This is a genomic window from Mesorhizobium sp. B1-1-5 (assembly GCF_006443065.1).
GTDB lineage: Bacteria > Pseudomonadota > Alphaproteobacteria > Rhizobiales > Rhizobiaceae > Mesorhizobium.
This window is the reverse complement of sequence record NZ_VFWS01000019.1, coordinates 1-16119: the sequence shown is the minus strand read 5'-3', so window position 1 is coordinate 16119 and position 16119 is coordinate 1. Positions and strand designations below refer to the sequence as shown.

The window sequence follows — 16119 nt, the reverse complement described above, 5'->3', positions numbered from 1 at the left end:
GGGAACCGACATGCTGACAAATCTTACCCGCAGAACATTGATGAAAGGCGCGGCCGCCTCTGGGCTCGTCGTGGCGGTGGGCGGCCGCGCGCTTGCCGCCGACGAACCTCTGGGCATCGTGCTCGTGGTCCCGTCGCCGGTCGGCGATGTCGGCTGGGGCCGTGCGCTCGCCGACGGGCTTGAGCCTGTGAAGGCTGCCTACGGCGACAAGGTGAAGGTGACCATCATCGAGAACATACAGGAAGGACCCGATGCCGACCGGATCATGAACAAGGCGGTCGCCGACGGGAACAAGTTCCTGGTCGCCGGCTCCTTCGGCTATCAGAACGGCGCCCTGCAGATCGCGCGCCGCAATCCCGACGTAACCGTGCTGCACGCTTCCGGTTTCCAGGTGGCGCCGAACTTCTCGCCCTTCGCGGCCCAATATTCCCAAGGTACTTACCTTATGGGCATGGCGGCGGCCGCGCTTTCGAAGACCGGCAAGCTCGGCTCGGTCTCTGCCTTCGCCATTCCCGAGTTGATCACCTCCATAAACGCTTTCACGCTGGGAGCGCAGGCGGTAAAGCCCGATGTCGAGGTTTCGGTCGTATGGGTGAACTCCTGGTTCGATCCGGCCAAGGAGCAGGAGGCCGCCAAGGCGCTGCTGGCGCAGAAATGCGACGTGATCTTCTCCAACGCGCAGGACACACCCTCCGTCGTCTCGGCCTGCGAAGAGGCCGGCGTCCCCGCCTTCAACCTCAACTCGTCGATGAAGAAATACGCGCCCAAAAACTATCTCGGCTGCGTGGCGACCGACTGGTCGCCCTTCTTCAAGGCCTCGGTCGACGCCCACATCGCCGGCACCTTCAAGGGCGCAAACGCTTTCCTGGGTGTCGGCGACAAGGTGGTCGAGGTCGTTGACTGGAACCCGGGAATCCCGGCCGACATGATGGCCAGGATCAAGGACGTTGAAGCCAAGATCGCCGACGGCAGCTTCTCGCCCTTTACCGGTCCGATCGTCAAGGCCGACGGCAGCGAGGGCGTGCCCGCCGGTAAGACGATGACCGGGGCCGAGATCGTTGCCATGGACTGGCACGTCAAGGGTGTCACCACGCCGCTGCCCAAGTGACCGTGACCGTCCCGCTCCTGTCGCTGCGCGGCATCTCCAAGAGCTACGGCCAGATCCATGCCAATCGAGACATCGATCTGGATGTGGCTCCACGCTCGATCCATGCGATCCTCGGGGAAAACGGAGCGGGCAAGTCGACGCTGATGAAGCTGATCTACGGCGTCGAGCAGCCGGACGCCGGAATGGCGACCTGGAAAGGAGCCCCCCTGGCCCTCGCTTCCCCCGCGGATGCGAGGCGCAAGGGGATCGGCATGGTCTTCCAGCATTTCTCCTTGTTCGAAACGCTGACGGTGGTGGAGAACATCCGCCTGGTCGTGCCCAAGGGCAAGTCGGATCTCGCGGAACACATCCGCGCGCTCGGCCGCGACTTCGGACTCGAGGTTGATCCGCTTGCTCATGTGCACGCGCTGTCGGTGGGAGAACGGCAGCGGGTGGAGATCATTCGCTGCCTTATGACCGAACCCCAACTCCTGATCCTCGACGAACCGACCTCCGTCCTGCCGCCGCAATCGGTGGACAAGCTGTTCGAGACTTTGCGGCGGCTGCGCGACGGCGGCGTTTCGATCCTGTTCATCTCGCACAAGCTGGAGGAGATCCGGGCGGTCTGCGACCGAGCGACCATCCTGCGCGGCGGGCGCGTCACCGGCCACGTGGACCCGCGCGATCATGACGCGCACGACCTCGCCCGCATGATGATCGGCCGCGACATGCCGCAGCCCATGCCAGTGTTGGCGCATTCCGGCGGCGAAAAGCGCCTCGAAATCGTGGGCCTGGACCATCAGCCTGACGATCCCTTCGCCGTGCCGCTTTGCGATGTCAACCTGACGGTGCGTGCCGGTGAGATCCTCGGCATAGCGGGCATATCGGGCAACGGGCAGAGCGAACTCGCGGCGCTGATCTCGGGCGAAACGGTGCTGCCGCGCCAAAAGTCCAATTGCATCTACATGATGGGAAAGGATGTCGGCGCGCTCGATACGGCCGCCCGCCGCCGGCTGGGCTTCGCTTTCGTTCCGGAGGAACGGCTCGGCCGCGGCGCGGTGCCGGAAATGTCGCTCGTCCTCAACAGCCTTCTGACCGCCCATCCGTTCGGCCTGCTGAAACGCGGCCTTGTCGACACAGCCCGGGCGAAGGCTTTCACCGAGAACTGCATCCGGCAATATGACGTGCGCACGCCCGGTTCCGAAGCGGAGGCCAGCGCGCTTTCAGGCGGCAATCTGCAAAAGTTCATCGTCGGCCGCGAGATCATGCTGTCCCCGAAATTGCTGTTCGTGGCGCAACCCACCTGGGGCGTGGACATCGGCGCGGCCTCCGCCATCCGCCGGCGCCTTGTCGCGCTGCGCAACGAAGGCATGGGCATCCTCGTCATCTCGGAGGAGTTGGAGGAACTGTTCGAACTCTGCGATTCGATCCAGGTGATCCATCAGGGCCGGCTGAGCCCGCCGCTGGTGACGCGCGACACCAGACCCGAGGAGATCGGCCGCTACATGATCGGCGCGCAATCAATGGCCACGAAGGTCCCGGCATGAGTGCTCTTTCCAGGCCGTTGCTTCCGGTTCTGGTTCGCCGGGAGCATGCCTCGCTTACCGTGAAGCTGGTCGCTCCGCCCGTGGCGCTCGGCCTGGCGACACTCCTCAATCTCGGGCTCTACCTCCTGATGGGCCGCGATCCGGTAGCCGTTTTCCACGCGATGCTTCTGGAGCCTTTCCTGTCCTGGGCCTCGTTCTCGGAAGTCCTGCTGAAGACGGGGCCGCTCCTGCTGATCGCGCAGGGGCTTGCGGTCGGCTTTCGCGCAAAGGTCTTCAACATCGGCGCCGAGGGTCAGTTCATCCTCGGCGCGATTTTCGCATCCGCCATTCCCGTCTGGTTCCCGCAGGCAACGGGCCAGTGGATCTGGCCATCCATGCTGGTCATCGGCGCGCTGGGCGGCGCGCTGTGGGCGTCGCTAACGGCCTTCTGGCGCGTGAAGCTCAACGCAAACGAGATTCTCGTGTCGCTGATGCTGGCGCTCGTTGCCGCGCAATTGCTCAACTATCTGCTTCTCGGCCCCTGGAAGGATCCGAATGGCTTCAACTTCCCGCAATCGGTGATGTTCCAGTTTGACGCGATGGTGCCGATTCTGATCCCCGGCACCCGCGTCAACGTCTCGCTGCTTGTCGCCTGCGCCTTCTCCCTCGGCGCCTGGGTGTTCATGCAGAGGAGTTTCGCGGGTTACAAGCTGCAGGTCGGCGGCCTCGCGCCGCGCGCCGCCGGATACGCCGGCTTCAACGAAGGACGTGCGATCTGGCTTTCGCTCCTCGTCGGTGGCTTCGCGGCAGGGCTCGCCGGAGCGGCCGAGGTGGCCGGGCCGCTCGGACAGTTGCAGCGCTCCATCTCGACCGGCTACGGCTATGCCGCCATCATCGTCGCCTATCTCGGAGGCCTTCACCCGGTCGGCATCGTCTTTTCCGCGTTGCTCATGGCGGCCCTCTATATCGGTGGCGATAACGCCATGGTCTCGGCAAATCTGCCGGTCGCTGCGGTCAGGGTATTCCAGGGCAGTCTGCTGCTTGCCTATCTTGTCGCCGTCGCCTTCGTCCGCTATCGGCTCGAATGGCGCCATGCCGCCCGCGGAAGCACGCCATGAACGCCTTGGAGTTCATCCTCGCCGGGATGTTGGCGGCGGCTACGCCGTTCCTTCTGGCGGCGCTCGGCGAACTGGTGGCCGAGCGCGCCGGGGTCCTCAATCTCGGTGTGGAGGGCCTGATGGCCCTCGGCGCAGTCATTGCCTTCATCATCGTCTATCAAGGCGGCGGGCATCTCCTGGGTTTCCTCGCCGCTGGTCTCGCCAGCGCCGCTCTTTCCCTTGTCTTTGCCGTCGTGGCGCTGGGATTCCGGGCGAACCAGGTTGCGACGGGCCTCGCCATCGGCATCCTCGGCCAGGGCCTGTCGGCGCTGTTCGGCAAGAGCTTTGAGAGCCTCACGGTCAAAGGGCTTGCGAAGCTCTCATTGCCCTGGCTTTCAGATATCCCGGTCATCGGCGGCTTGTTCAGCCAAGACATTGTCGTGTGGCTTTCGCTTGCTGCGACCGTCGCCATTTGGGCGGTGTTCGCCCACACAAAGACCGGCCTCGTCATCCGCGCCGTCGGCGAGAATCCCAAGGCGGCCCGTGCGCTCGGCTATCCGGTAATCGCCGTGCGCTTCGCCGCGGTCGCTTTCGGCGGCGCGTTGGCGGGTTTCGCCGGTGCCTACGCGGCCGTGGTCTACACTCCGCTCTGGGCCGATGGCATGATCGCCGGGCGCGGCTGGATAGCGATCGCGCTCGTCGTCTTCGGCACTTGGCTTACCAGCCGTATCTTCCTTGGTGCTTGCCTCTTCGGCGCCGTGTCCCTCGCAAGCCTCGCAGCCCAGGCAACTGGGCTCGACGTTTCCTCGCAACTTCTGTCGAGCCTACCTTATCTCGTGACAATCGTCGTGCTGGGCATCATTTCTTCGAACCGGCGTCTGCTCAAGCTCAACGGCGTGGCTTCGCTGGGAGAGCCTTTCGAACAATAGTGTCGCTCGCCGCCCGGGCGCGCAATAGCCCGACATCTGAGCTCAGGGGCATGAAGGGCTGCACGCAAGCCTCAAGTCCATGCCTTAAAAATGCTGAGCTGATCCCGTCGCTGGCATTAGCGAACCGCCCATAAAGCACTGATAAATAAGGATAATGGTGTGCCAGAGGACGTACTGAAATCGTTGATTTTACCAAGTCTTTTTGGGCCAAAACTCCGAAGCTTCCCATATCCCTCCGTATGAGCCCGCCCAATTTCTGGAATGGCCGCAATGAGGCCGGAAGCGGACCGTCGGCTTCTAGGAAGCCAGGTTAGAAAGCCCACCTGACGTCGCCGGCTAGTAAAACGCAGCTTAGGCTCTGGCGATCGATGCAATTGGTTTGTTAGCTCGGTTTCCGCTGCCCTTTCGATCAAGGATATCCTTGCGAAAGCAGTTCTGCATTTCTTTGAACGAGCTGAAGCCGAGGCGCGGAGCGAGGCGAGATAAGGTGGTCGTTGATATGTTGCACCGGCGTGCGATCGAGACCGAATTCTCGAAGGCGACGTAGTCCGGGTTCGAGAACATTAGGCGAGCCGCTGTCTCCAGTTTCGCCGGAAGTATCATTTCCTTCTTTGCAATCAGTATTTTGAGCTCAGCGAGAGTCGGCGCTTTGGTGCTTCGCACTACCGGCTGCTTGGCGCCTGCTGGTGATGACGTGGGTAGCTCCAAAGGCATCGTTTCACCGTTTGACCGCTTGCATGAAGCTGTCGAACTCGGCATCTCCGATCGGAACGGTGTGCTCATAGCCTGGGTATCGGCCAGACTCGACATCGGCCCTGTATTCTCTGAACGCCGCGATGCGCTCGTCCTGAATCTTCTGCAACTCAGGACCAAGATTTCGGTAGACCTTTCCATGTCGTGGTTTGTGGTTCTTGCCGTAGCCGCAGACATCTTCGGTGAAGAGATATTGCGCATCCGCATGTTTGCCGGCGCCCATGCCAAGCATCACCAATGACGAGTTCTCGGTCAGGAATTTCGCCACCCGGTCAGGCACGACTTCCAATTCCGCCCCGAAGACGCCGATCTCCTCGAGCCTCTTCGTATGTCGCCAGAGGCGGAGCGCTTCGTCCGCCGTCTTGCCGACCGCTCGCCACCCCGTCCAGGTGATGTAGGAAGGGATCAGGCCGATATGGCCGACGACAGGGAGGTGGTTGTCACAGAGCGCCCTTTGCACGTCATAGGAGGCCGCGCAGTAGAAGGCGTCGCCGCCAATGCCGGCGAAATGGAAGGCCGCCCGCAGATAATCTTCCGCCGTGGCAAGAGGCCGGCCTGCAAAACTGCCCCAGCCGCCATAGGGCAGACCGACCTGCACGAAACAGTTGCCAGCTGCATCCCGCATTTCCTGGTCGAAATACCGGCCTTCGATCGAAAGCATGTGAATGCCCGCCGCCGCTGCGGCGGCGGCTTCCTCGGGCGTGCTGACGAAGAGCATGGATATCTTCTGTCCATTCCGCTTCATCTTTCGGATGTCCTCGACATGAGGACGGTTGTGATACATGCCCATGGTCAGCCTCCGCCGCAGTTCGTTTCTCAGATCGTGAAAGCCCGCCGGAAAGCGTCCAGCGCTGCTTCCGGATCATTTTGCGCAAAAGCTTCCAGTCCCACTGCCCCGCGATATCCCATGTCAAACAGGGCCCTCGCGATGTAGGGCCAGTTCATCTCGCCCGTTCCTGGCTCGCAGCGACCCGGATTGTCGGCGACCTGCACCTCACCGATGAAGGGCAGGCACTTCTGGCACCAGCGCACGATGTCGCCTTCGCCGATCTGCGTGTGATAGAGGTCGAGGTTGATCCGCAATTGCGGCCTGTCGATCGACGACACCAAAGCCAGCACCGCCGCCGTGGAGCCGAAGGGGCAGCCTGGGTGGTCCAGCAGGTTCAGGTTTTCGAGCGTGAAGACGACATCTTCTGCTTCGGCCATGTCGCAGATGCGGTTCAACGTGTCGCGCGCCTTCAGCCACATGGGGCCGGTCTCGACCTCGGCCTTCACGATGGGAATACCGCCCTCTCCAAGCCCGGTGCCGTGCAGGTTCAACCGGGCAACGCCGAGGCGTTTTCCGACCTTCGCGGTCTCGGAAGCTGACTTCAAGAGCATGTCGGCGCCCTCATCGTCGGCAAGCCGCCCTTCGAGATAGCCGTTCATGATCGTGAAGCTCGCGCCGGTCTTCTCAAGCGCCGCGAGGTCGTGGTCCGGCCAATTCCACAATCCGACGCCGAAACCCATTTCATGCAGCCGCGCGACGCGCCAAGCCATCGGGCGATCGCGCCAAAGCATCTCGGCGCAAGCGGCCAGTTGGAAGGGCTGGGCCATAGTGGCTCAAACCTCGACCATGACGCGGCCGTTCTCGACCTTCGTCTTATACGTCCTGAGATTCTCGCAAGCCGGCGGCGTCTCCACCTCGCCAGTCGTGAAGTTGAAGATCGATGCGTGCTTCGGACATTCCACCGTATTCCCCATGACCAGGCCGTCGGCCAAGTGGATCCTCTCGTGCGTGCACAGCCCGTCCGTGCAGTAATATTCATCGGCGTCGTTGCGGAAGATCGCGAAGGTTCGGCCGCCATTGTCGAAGCGTTTGGCTTCCTCGGCTTCGATGTCATCAGCGGCGCATGCGTCGACCCAGGGCATTGAGCATCTCCTCAGATATCTTGTGGCTTGAAGTCCGCAGGGGCCGACGGCATCACGCCCTGGAGCAGCGCGACGGACTTTTCCAGCCCCTCCACCGAATTCAGGAGGACGTCTTCGTGCTCGATGGAAAGCCAGCCGTCATAGCCCGCCATCTTGAGCCGATAGCAGAATTGCCGCCACCACTCCTCGCCATGGCCGAAGCCGAGCGTGATGTAGCTCCAGGAGCGGGCCGGGATGTCCATCAGGCTGCCATTCTCAAGCAACGAGGTCGTGGCCTGAACGGGCCGGTTGAGCAGCGTGTCCTTGGCATGAACATGATAAACCGCCGCGCCCAGCGCTTCGGCGGCAGCGAGCGGGTCCGCGCCCATCCAGAACAGATGCGAGGGGTCCAGATTGGCGCCAATGACAGGTCCGACCGCTGCTCGAAGTTTGAGGAGCGAGGGCACGTTATAGACACACTGATTGCCGTGCAGCTCGAGCGCGATGCGCTCGACGCCGTTTGCCTTCGCCAGCGCAGCGATCTCGGTCCAGAACGGGATCAGCTTTTCTTCCCATTGATATTTGAGGATGGTCTGTGTTTCCGGCGGCCAAGAGGACACGACCCAGTTCGGCATGCTGTCGCCGGCGCTGCCGGCCGGCAGGCCGCTCATGGTGCAGACCGTGCGGATGCCCATCTCGCCGGCGACGCGGATGGTATCTCTCAATCCTTCGCCTTGGGAATGATCCGTCGGATGCAACGGATTGCCGTTCGCGTTCAGGCTGATGATCTCCAGCCCGCGTTCCTCGAAGGCTCCAGCGAATCGCTTCTGGGCCTCCCCGTTGCCCAGCATGGACGACAGCCGGAAATGCGGCGCGGTCGACCACCCGCAGGTGTTCACCTCGATGCCGGATACGCCCATGCGCTGGGCGTGATCGAGCACCGCCTCGATCGGCAGACCGCCGAGACTGTCTGAAACGAAACCCAGCTTCACGCGTAGAACTCCGGCTTTGCAATCATCTGAACCTCTGTGCGGCGGGCTTCCTTCAGCGCCCTCACGCCGGCCTCGGCGACGATGGCGGCGCAATAGCCGTCCCAGCAATCCGAGGCGGTCGCGGGGAACTCGCCGGTCGTGACGAAGCGCAGGAAATCGCGGTTCTGCCGGCGGTAGGCATCGTAGTAGCGGGTCCGCCAGTCGACGTCATAGCTTGTGCTTTGGGTGAGCGCGGACTCCGTGCGGGTGTAGGCGACATTATTGGTCGCAACGGTACCGCGCTCGCCGACAAGTTCGGCACGGACGTCATAGCCATAGGCGGCATTGTTGTTGATCTCGATGTTGACGAGCTGCCCGTCCACTGTTTCCAGCACCATGACAACGGGAGCCACGCGCGCATCGGAGCGGCTCGGCTGGAATGCAGAGATCGCCGCATACTCGGTTCCGAGCACGTAGCGCACCACGTCGAATTCGTGCGGGGCGGAATTGGTGATCGCCATCGCGCCGGTGAAATCGGCCGCAGGCGTTTCAACATTGCGATGGAAATTGTGCATCATCAGCGCCCGGCCGAGATGGCCATCATCAAGGGCCCACTTCATCTCCTGGTAGGAGCGGTCGTAACGCCGCATGAAGCCGAGCTGGACGAATTTCGCCCCCGCCTTCTGTTCGGCCTCCATCACGGCGATGCAGTCGGCCGAAGCTTGTGACAGCGGCTTTTCGCAGAGGACCCGTTTGCCGGCGGCAATGCAGACCATCGAAAGCGGCGCATGCGTGAAATCGGGGCTGGCGATGATCACGGCGTCGACGTCTTGTCGCGCGATGCTGCCCTTGGGGTCCGTGGCAATGTCGAAGGCGCCGCACGCGTCGGCGACGCTACGGGCGCGCTGCTCGTCCATGTCGCAAACCAATTGGAGAGTTGCCCCGGGCAATTCCTCGGCAACGACCCTGGCATGGTCGGCACCCATCAAGCCGGCGCCGATCACTGCAATGCGAATTGTCATTTCTGTCCTGCTTTGCTTCTTCGAATTATGGGCAGCGGCGGCATCGAGCGGCGCCAGGCTGGGAATACCTCGTGACGTCTAGTGCGCGGTTGGGCCCTTCAGCACCTGGAGCGACGGCGGATGCCCCTCATGGGTTTCCATGTAACCCTCGACCTGGACCTCCAGATCGGACATGGTCTCGCCGCCCGCCATCAGGTCCGTGATCTCCTCGCGGGACTTCTCGCCTTTACGGAAATCGGCGGCGATGGCGCCGCGGATCAGCACCGCGAAATGGTCGCCGACGGCCATGGCGTGCATGACCTGGTGGGTGATGAAGACCACCGCCAGGCCACGCCGCTTGGCCTCGTTGACGATGCGCAGCACATGCGAGGCCTGCTTGACGCCGAGCGCCGCGGTCGGCTCGTCCAGGATCAGCACGCGCGCTCCAAAATATACGGCGCGGGCAATAGCGAGCGACTGGCGCTCGCCACCCGATAACCCGCCGACCAGGCGGTCGCCGTCATCGATACGGGTGATGCCGAAATCCCGGACCGCTTTCACCGCGATCTCATTGGCGCGCTTGCGGTCGTAGATCTTGAACGGACCCCAACCCTTGGTCGGCTCGACGCCGACGAAGAAGGACCGCCCGATGCTCATCAGGGGGAACGTGCCGCCAAACTGGTGCACCGTGGCGATTCCGCGTACCTGCGCGTCGCTCGGTCCGGTGAAGGTCACCGGCTGACCATCCATCAGGATCTGACCGCTTGTGGGCCTGTGGACCCCGGCCAGCGTCTTGATGAGCGTCGACTTGCCGGCGCCGTTGTCGCCGAGCAGGCAAAGCACTTCGCCGGCGCGCACCCTCAGCGAAATATCGTGCAGGACGTCGATCGGCCCGAAGGATTTGTTGACGTTCCTCAGTTCGAGAATGGCAGGTTTGTCGTTCATGGCGTCATCTCTTCATCTGCATCCGGCTGCGCCAAGGTGCTCGGCGAAGCGGGGGCTGATCTGAAACTCGTTTCTCATGGGTTTGCCGGCTCTCGCGGCGGGCCTTGTTTGTGCCGCGGCCGGAAGTACAGCGCCAAGTCGCGGAACGACTGGTTCATCAGCACCGCCAGCAGGAGCATCACGCCGATGATCAGGTTCGACCAGTTCCGGTCTATCTGGGTGAAGTAGATGCCCTGGCTGACGATGGCGAAGGTGATGGTGCCGACGAAGATGCCCAGGACCGAGCCGAATCCGCCGGTCAGCAGCACGCCGCCCACGACGACGGACACAATGGCATTGAAGATGAAGTTCATGCCGCCGGAGACCTGGGCGGAGTTGAACAGGATCGCTTGGCAGATGCCGACGAATGTGGCGCTGACCGCGGACAGCACGAACAGGGCAATGGTCATGCGGTCCGTCGGGATGCCGGCGTTGCGGGCGCTGACCTTGTCGCCGCCCATTGCAAAGAGCCAATTGCCATAACGCGTCTTGTGCAGCACGAAACCGATGATGGCGGCGAACGCGAGCCACCAGACGATGATGACCTGGTGAGAGCCGCCGATCAGCTGTCCGAACAGGAATTTTGCCCAGTCCGGCGCGGTGAGCGCCACGCTGGCATTGCCGGTCAGGAGCACCGAAGCACTGAGCACCACGCCCTGCATGGCGACGAGGGTGGCCAGGGTGATGATCAGCGACGGCACCGAAGTCCGAATGGTCAGCAGGCCGTTGACCAGGCCCACCGCGATGCCGACCGCCAGCGCGCCGGCAATGCCCACTGTTATGGGGAATCCGTAGTAACCGGTCAGGATCGCAGTGGTCATCGAACCCGCCGGGATCAACGCGCCGATGGAAATATCGAGCTCGCCAGCGATCATCAGCAGGCCGACGGGGATGGCGACGATGCCGAGATTGGCCGCGAAGTTGACCCAGCTCGCCGCGCCAACCAGCGTGACCAGATTGGCGCCGCCGAACAGAACGAAGAACAGCACCACGCCGACGAGACTGAGGATGGAACCGGCGTCGGGACGGCGCAGCAAGGACTTGACCACGTCCATCATGACTGCCCTGCCTTCTTCGACGAATAGCTGAGCGCCAATTGCCGGAACGTGTCGTTGGTCAGTACCGCAATCAGCAGAAGCGCGCCGATGATGACGCTGCCGACATTGGGATCCAGGCTGGTGAAGTAGATGCCCTGGTTCACGATCGAGAAAGTAAGCGTGCCGAACAGGATGCCGACGATCGAGCCGAAACCGCCCGTGAGCAAAACGCCGCCGATGACCACGCACATGATAGAATTGAAGATGAAGGACTGGCCTGCCAGAACCTGCGCGCTCTGGTACACCATCACCTCGCTGACCCCGACGAAAGCGGCGCTGAAGCCGGACAGCATGAACAGGCCGATGGTGAGCCGCTTGGTCGGGATACCGACGTTGCGCGCGCTCTCCTTGTCGCCGCCCAGCGCATAGATCCAATTGCCGATCGGTGAGACGTGCAGCAGCCAGAACAGACCGACGAGGAACACCACCCACCACAGGATCGTGACCTGGAACATGCCGCCGAGATAATCACCGAGGATTAGCTTGGTGAGCGGGTCAGGCACAAGCGAGACGCCGGTGCTGCCGGCGATCTTGACGGTAAGCCCCAGCGTCAGACCCATCGTGCCGAACATGGTGCCGATGGTAATGATGAGCGACGGGATGGTTGTCCTCGTCACGAACAGGCCGTTGATGAAGCCGACCGCGAGGCCAAGGCCAAGCGCCGCCGCTATGCCGAGCCAATCGGGCAGGCCATAATGGCCGGAGACGATGGCCGCCGTGAGCGATGCAGCAGGGATCACCGCACCGACCGAGATGTCCAGTTCCCCGGCGATCATCAGCAGTCCAATCGGCAGCGCGATTATCCCGATCTCGGAAGCGATGTTCAGCCAGCTGGCCGTGCCGGCGGCCGACAAAAAGCCACTACCGCCGAACAGCCCGAAGAACAGCAGAACTGCGACCATGCCGAGAAACGAGCCCGACTCCGGCCGACGCGCCAGCCGGCCGAGGGCCAGTCCGGATTGCGTTCGGTCCGGCGCCGGAATTGATGTGGACGTCACGGGATGTGCCATTGGGGTAATCCGCGAACATGCCGACCTGCCACGATGCAGCCGACGCCGAGAAGGAAAGGGGCCGCCCGCAGAAAAAGCGAGGGCGGCCCAGGCGGGAGGATTATCGCGTCCCTGCTTTCACGCCGGCGATGGTGGCGTCGACATTTGCCTTGTCGATGATGCCTGGTCCCGTCAGGATCTCACGGGTAGGCACCGACAAACCATAGTTGACATGGCCGTTCAGGATCGCAACGGCGAGATAGCCTTGCAGATAGCCTTGTTGGTCGATCGCGCAGTCCTGCTGGCCGCCCTTGATGTTGTTCAGGATGGTCTCGTCGAAATTCATGCCGCACAGGTGGACTTTTCCGATCTTGCCGGCCTGGGTAATGCCGTTCATGGCCGAGTTCGCATCGACGTTGCCGATGGTGAAGACGGCGTTCACGTCCTGATGCTGTAGCAGATAGGCCTTCACCGCCTGCGCGACGGCCGTGGCCGAGCCGAAGGAGGTGGCCGGCAACGGCAGCACGTCGGCTTCGCCGCCGCCGTTCTTCATCCCCTCCTTGAAGCCACCGCAAAACGCCTCGATATTGGCGGCGCCTGGCAGCGTGTTGATGCAGACGCCTTTCTTGTTGCCAGCCTTGGTGAGGTACTCGCCGGCCGCGACGCCGCCCTTATAATCGTCCGAGCCGACATAGTTCATGGCGCCAAGGCGATCGGCCGCTTTCAACCCGCCGGCATTGTAGATAAGCAGCGGAATGCCCGCGTCCTTTACCGCCTTGAACGCAGGGTCCATAGCTTCCGGCACCCAGTCCGGGCCGACAATGGCGTCGGCCTTCTGGTCGATCGCTTGGCGGATCAGTTCGGCGGCGTCTACACCGAGATTGTCGTAGTTCTGCGGCCCGAGCCAGGTAACCTTGCCGCCCTGAGCCTCGACCACCTTGCCGGCGTCTTCAGCGCCGCGCTTGACAATCGACCAGAACGGATCGTCGGGCTTGCCGCCGACCACGAAGATATTGGCGGCGAGCGTCGCGCCGGTGCTGAACCCGATCAGCACCGCTGTCGACACCAGTGTCTTGAAAAGCTTCATGGTATTCCTCCCAGATTACCCCGTGGGGTTTCAACAAAAGTCTTCCTGTCCCGGGCCCGCTCCTCACGGCTCAGCCGAAACAGCGTTTGGTTGGTTATTCCGCCGGCATTCCAGGCGCCGGATCACCGCGGCCTTCCTGGCGGCTCCGCATCTTTTCCTTCTTCTTGCGGAAGCGTGCCTTCATGGCCTCGTCGGCTTCCTTGCTGCCGTCGTGCCAGGTGCCAAACAGCTTATCGAGGGGTACCAGCCCGTCGCCGCCGTAATTCACCTCGAAATACTTGTGATGCAGGTAGTGTACGTAGGAATGGCTATCGAGATTGACCTTGTCGGTGATTTCGAAGATCTCGAAACCGAGGTGACCGTTCACCGCGCCGAAACCCGCGCCGTGCAGTGTGAAGTAGGCGCAGACCGGGTTGGACGGGATCAACAGGTGCAGCCAGGCCTCAGCGTGATAGAGGAAGCCTTCGACCGGATGCATCGACAGCGACGACCACGGGCTCGGGTTGATCGAATTATGATGGACCGAATGCACCCATTTGTAGAGCGGCGGCCAATGGATAGCCCTGTGCAGGAAGAAGAAATAGACCTCATGTACGGCCGGCGCGATAAGCACCAGGAACGACAGGTATAGCCAGTTCGTCGTCCACGGCAGCCAGACCGCCCAGCTGTTGGCATAGACCCACAGCATCACGATCTCGACCACCGTCCACAGCGGTATCGTGACGAAAAAAGAGCGGGCAAAATTGTCGATGTTCTGGCTTTGAAACCAGAACACGTCGGAGGGCACCTCGGACGGAAATTTCGGATTGTATTTGAAACGGTTCTGCTGCTTGCGCTGGATGTAATAGCGCAACTCGAAGAAGCCGTAGAAAAGAAAAATCCCGGCGGCATTGAGGCCATACAGCCAAAGGTAGTTGAGCAGCGAAAAGCTCGCGAGGCTTTGCCAGCTCGGGATGAGCAGATTGACCCAAATGAGCGACGTGGCGAGATGGAACATGTTCCACGGCCAGAAGAACTCCGGGATCCAGGCCATCACCTTCTTTGCATTGAACGGGCGGTGCCAGATCGGCGCCGGCTCGGCGCGGCGGTGCGGCGCCCAATTGCCGCGTTTGTCGCGTGTTCCATACTGAAGGTCATCCATCGTAACAGCGCCTCCTCACCCGGATCGATCTGGAATCTGCAGGGATCAGGCCCCGCCCTGGGCTCAGCCGGCCGAGCCCTAACTCGGCGCAATTCATATCGGAGGGTTGATATTTGGGGAAGGTAGAAATAGTATCAAAATTGCATTTGTATCATTTAGTTTCAGTCATGATGATACTGCAAAGGGATGGGCGTCCAATGAAGCGGCCGACAATCCATGATCTCGCCACGGCGGCAGGCGTATCGGTGGCGACTGTGAACAGAATATTGGGCGGCACCGTTTCCGTGCGACCCAAGACAGTCCAACGCGTGCAGAGCGCCGCGGAGGAAATCGGGTTTTACGGCCTAGGAGCGATTGACGATCGGGCCCGAAAAATATCGCCACACTACCGGTTGGGTTTCCTGCTCCAGCAGTCGACCCGCGACCTCTACCAGCTGTTCGGGAAGAAGATTATTGCTGCCTGTCGCGAGCGTCGGGACGAGGTCATTGAACCTGTCGTCGACTTCGTCGATATTCTGACGCCGGAGACCATTTCGAACCGTCTTATCGCGCTCGGCGAGGAATGCGACGCGGTCGCGGTGGTCGCGGCGGATCACCCGATCGTTGGCCAGGCCATCCGTTCCCTGAAGGAGATGGGAAAGCCGGTCGTCTCCTACATCACGGACCAATCGGCACCGGAAAGGGCGGCTTATGTTGGCACCGACAATTGGAAGCTGGGACGGACCGCGGCCTTCCTGATCACGCAAACGACGCAAGGCCCAGGCCGTATCGCGGTTTTCATCGGCAATCACCGTTATCAGTGCCAGGATGTCTCGGACGCCAGCTTCCGCTCCTATCTGCGCGAGCACGCGCCTCGGCTCACAGTTGAGGAAAGCCGCCCCACCCACGAGGAACCAATTGAAGCTTACCGCATGGTGGCGGAGTTGCTGAAGACGACCGACGATCTTGCAGGAATCCTGATCGTGGGCGGCGGTATTACGGGCGTGCTTCGAGCTTTAAGGGAAGTCTCTCCTGAGCGGCGATCAGGTATCAAAGTGGTGTGCCGCGACATTGGCCCAGAAACTCGGAAAGGGCTGTCCGAAGGGCTGATAACCGCAGCTCTCTGCCATCCTCTCGAAGCCACGTCTTCCCTTCTTGTGCAGACGATGATTGATGTCACTGGGCCACAGGCGCAGCTGGCCACCATTCAGCGATCCATACCATTTGAAATTGTCACGCCCGAGAACATCTAAGGCGATTTCTCTGGGACTTTCGCAAGCCCAAATTTGAATGTCCGCTTTCAGGGCATGGTAGGGGCTGTTCGCCAGGCCGGTATGAGGTGCGAAGCGGTCGTTCAAACGAAGCAGTGGCCGTTGTCTTGCTCAAGCGCGGGTCGCTCGAGTGTTCCAACCTCGATCATCCTCTCAACCACCAAACCTATCTGATATGAAATCTCCATCGTTAGCCGCTCCCATGGAGCATCGATTATAAGGAAATCACACATAGGTTGCCAGCTCCGGCAGGATGACGAAGAGATCGCCGACCAGGCCGTAATCGGCGACCTGGAAGATCGGGGCTTCCTCGTCCT

15 protein-coding genes are annotated in these 16119 nt (G+C 61.8%); 5 read left to right on the top strand and 10 right to left on the bottom strand.

Annotated features, from left to right (window positions below):
* The first annotated feature begins 13 nt into the window (after positions 1-13).
* Genes FJ980_RS09665 through FJ980_RS09650 form a run of 4 tightly spaced genes read left to right on the top strand, consistent with a single transcriptional unit; the run spans position 14 to position 4639 of the window.
* Positions 14-1108, top strand: a complete 1095-nt coding sequence (locus FJ980_RS09665; protein ID WP_176477105.1) for a BMP family ABC transporter substrate-binding protein — start codon at positions 14-16, stop codon at positions 1106-1108.
* A 2-nt stretch (positions 1109-1110) separates the two neighbouring features.
* Positions 1111-2634, top strand: a complete 1524-nt coding sequence (locus tag FJ980_RS09660; protein WP_140542712.1) for an ABC transporter ATP-binding protein — start codon at positions 1111-1113, stop codon at positions 2632-2634.
* Positions 2631-3731, top strand: a complete 1101-nt coding sequence (locus FJ980_RS09655; RefSeq protein ID WP_140542674.1) for an ABC transporter permease — start codon at positions 2631-2633, stop codon at positions 3729-3731. Before FJ980_RS09660 ends, FJ980_RS09655 begins: the two co-directional genes overlap by 4 nt.
* Positions 3728-4639, top strand: a complete 912-nt coding sequence (locus FJ980_RS09650; protein ID WP_140542673.1) for an ABC transporter permease — start codon at positions 3728-3730, stop codon at positions 4637-4639. The genes FJ980_RS09655 and FJ980_RS09650 overlap by 4 nt, the downstream gene beginning before the upstream one ends.
* 718 nt (positions 4640-5357) lie before the next feature.
* Here FJ980_RS09650 and FJ980_RS09645 read toward each other — a convergent pair.
* The 10 genes from FJ980_RS09645 to FJ980_RS09600 form a co-directional block, all read right to left on the bottom strand.
* Positions 5358-6110: a 3-methyl-2-oxobutanoate hydroxymethyltransferase gene (locus FJ980_RS09645; RefSeq protein ID WP_246676371.1), complete on the bottom strand. Its 753-nt coding sequence runs from the start codon at positions 6108-6110 to the stop codon at positions 5358-5360.
* A gap of 98 nt (positions 6111-6208) precedes the next feature.
* On the bottom strand, positions 6209-6988 hold the full coding sequence (locus tag FJ980_RS09640; protein WP_140542671.1) for a TIM barrel protein: 780 nt from the start codon (positions 6986-6988) through the stop codon (positions 6209-6211).
* A gap of 6 nt (positions 6989-6994) precedes the next feature.
* Complete coding sequence (locus FJ980_RS09635; RefSeq protein ID WP_140542670.1) at positions 6995-7303, bottom strand: MocE family 2Fe-2S type ferredoxin; 309 nt, start codon at positions 7301-7303, stop codon at positions 6995-6997.
* Between the two features lie 11 nt (positions 7304-7314).
* Entirely contained in the window at positions 7315-8274 is a 960-nt protein-coding gene (locus tag FJ980_RS09630) for a sugar phosphate isomerase/epimerase (RefSeq protein ID WP_140542669.1), read from the bottom strand.
* Complete coding sequence (locus FJ980_RS09625; RefSeq protein ID WP_140542668.1) at positions 8271-9275, bottom strand: Gfo/Idh/MocA family oxidoreductase; 1005 nt, start codon at positions 9273-9275, stop codon at positions 8271-8273. The genes FJ980_RS09630 and FJ980_RS09625 overlap by 4 nt, the downstream gene beginning before the upstream one ends.
* Before the next feature lie 78 nt (positions 9276-9353).
* Entirely contained in the window at positions 9354-10199 is an 846-nt protein-coding gene (locus FJ980_RS09620) for an ATP-binding cassette domain-containing protein (protein ID WP_140542667.1), read from the bottom strand.
* Positions 10200-10273: 74 nt separating this feature from the next.
* Positions 10274-11293: an ABC transporter permease gene (locus tag FJ980_RS09615; RefSeq protein WP_140542711.1), complete on the bottom strand. Its 1020-nt coding sequence runs from the start codon at positions 11291-11293 to the stop codon at positions 10274-10276.
* Positions 11293-12237 (bottom strand): ABC transporter permease, encoded by a 945-nt coding sequence (locus FJ980_RS09610; protein WP_246676374.1) that lies wholly within the window; start codon positions 12235-12237, stop codon positions 11293-11295. The genes FJ980_RS09615 and FJ980_RS09610 overlap by 1 nt, the downstream gene beginning before the upstream one ends.
* 208 nt (positions 12238-12445) lie before the next feature.
* Positions 12446-13411 (bottom strand): sugar ABC transporter substrate-binding protein, encoded by a 966-nt coding sequence (locus tag FJ980_RS09605; RefSeq protein WP_140542665.1) that lies wholly within the window; start codon positions 13409-13411, stop codon positions 12446-12448.
* A 94-nt stretch (positions 13412-13505) separates the two neighbouring features.
* Positions 13506-14552, bottom strand: coding sequence for a sterol desaturase family protein (locus FJ980_RS09600; protein WP_140542664.1), 1047 nt, complete (start codon positions 14550-14552; stop codon positions 13506-13508).
* A gap of 197 nt (positions 14553-14749) precedes the next feature.
* Here FJ980_RS09600 and FJ980_RS09595 point away from each other — a divergent pair, with 197 nt between their 5' ends.
* On the top strand, positions 14750-15784 hold the full coding sequence (locus FJ980_RS09595; protein WP_140542663.1) for a LacI family DNA-binding transcriptional regulator: 1035 nt from the start codon (positions 14750-14752) through the stop codon (positions 15782-15784).
* Positions 15785-16119: the final 335 nt, after the last annotated feature.

Bases quoted from the DNA above. Each gene is read 5' to 3' on its own strand.
- FJ980_RS09655 (WP_140542674.1), top strand. From the start codon at position 2,631: ATGAGTGCTCTTTCCAGGCCGTTGCTTCCGGTTCTGGTTCGCCGGGAG.
- FJ980_RS09650 (WP_140542673.1), top strand. From the start codon at position 3,728: ATGAACGCCTTGGAGTTCATCCTCGCCGGGATGTTGGCGGCGGCTACG.
- FJ980_RS09645 (WP_246676371.1), bottom strand. From the start codon at position 6,110: ATGCTCTTCGTCAGCACGCCCGAGGAAGCCGCCGCCGCAGCGGCGGCG.
- FJ980_RS09640 (WP_140542671.1), bottom strand. From the start codon at position 6,988: ATGGCCCAGCCCTTCCAACTGGCCGCTTGCGCCGAGATGCTTTGGCGC.
- FJ980_RS09635 (WP_140542670.1), bottom strand. From the start codon at position 7,303: ATGCCCTGGGTCGACGCATGCGCCGCTGATGACATCGAAGCCGAGGAA.
- FJ980_RS09625 (WP_140542668.1), bottom strand. From the start codon at position 9,275: ATGACAATTCGCATTGCAGTGATCGGCGCCGGCTTGATGGGTGCCGAC.
- FJ980_RS09620 (WP_140542667.1), bottom strand. From the start codon at position 10,199: ATGAACGACAAACCTGCCATTCTCGAACTGAGGAACGTCAACAAATCC.
- FJ980_RS09615 (WP_140542711.1), bottom strand. From the start codon at position 11,293: ATGGACGTGGTCAAGTCCTTGCTGCGCCGTCCCGACGCCGGTTCCATC.
- FJ980_RS09610 (WP_246676374.1), bottom strand. From the start codon at position 12,237: ATGGTCGCAGTTCTGCTGTTCTTCGGGCTGTTCGGCGGTAGTGGCTTT.
- FJ980_RS09605 (WP_140542665.1), bottom strand. From the start codon at position 13,411: ATGAAGCTTTTCAAGACACTGGTGTCGACAGCGGTGCTGATCGGGTTC.
- FJ980_RS09600 (WP_140542664.1), bottom strand. From the start codon at position 14,552: ATGGATGACCTTCAGTATGGAACACGCGACAAACGCGGCAATTGGGCG.
- FJ980_RS09595 (WP_140542663.1), top strand. From the start codon at position 14,750: ATGAAGCGGCCGACAATCCATGATCTCGCCACGGCGGCAGGCGTATCG.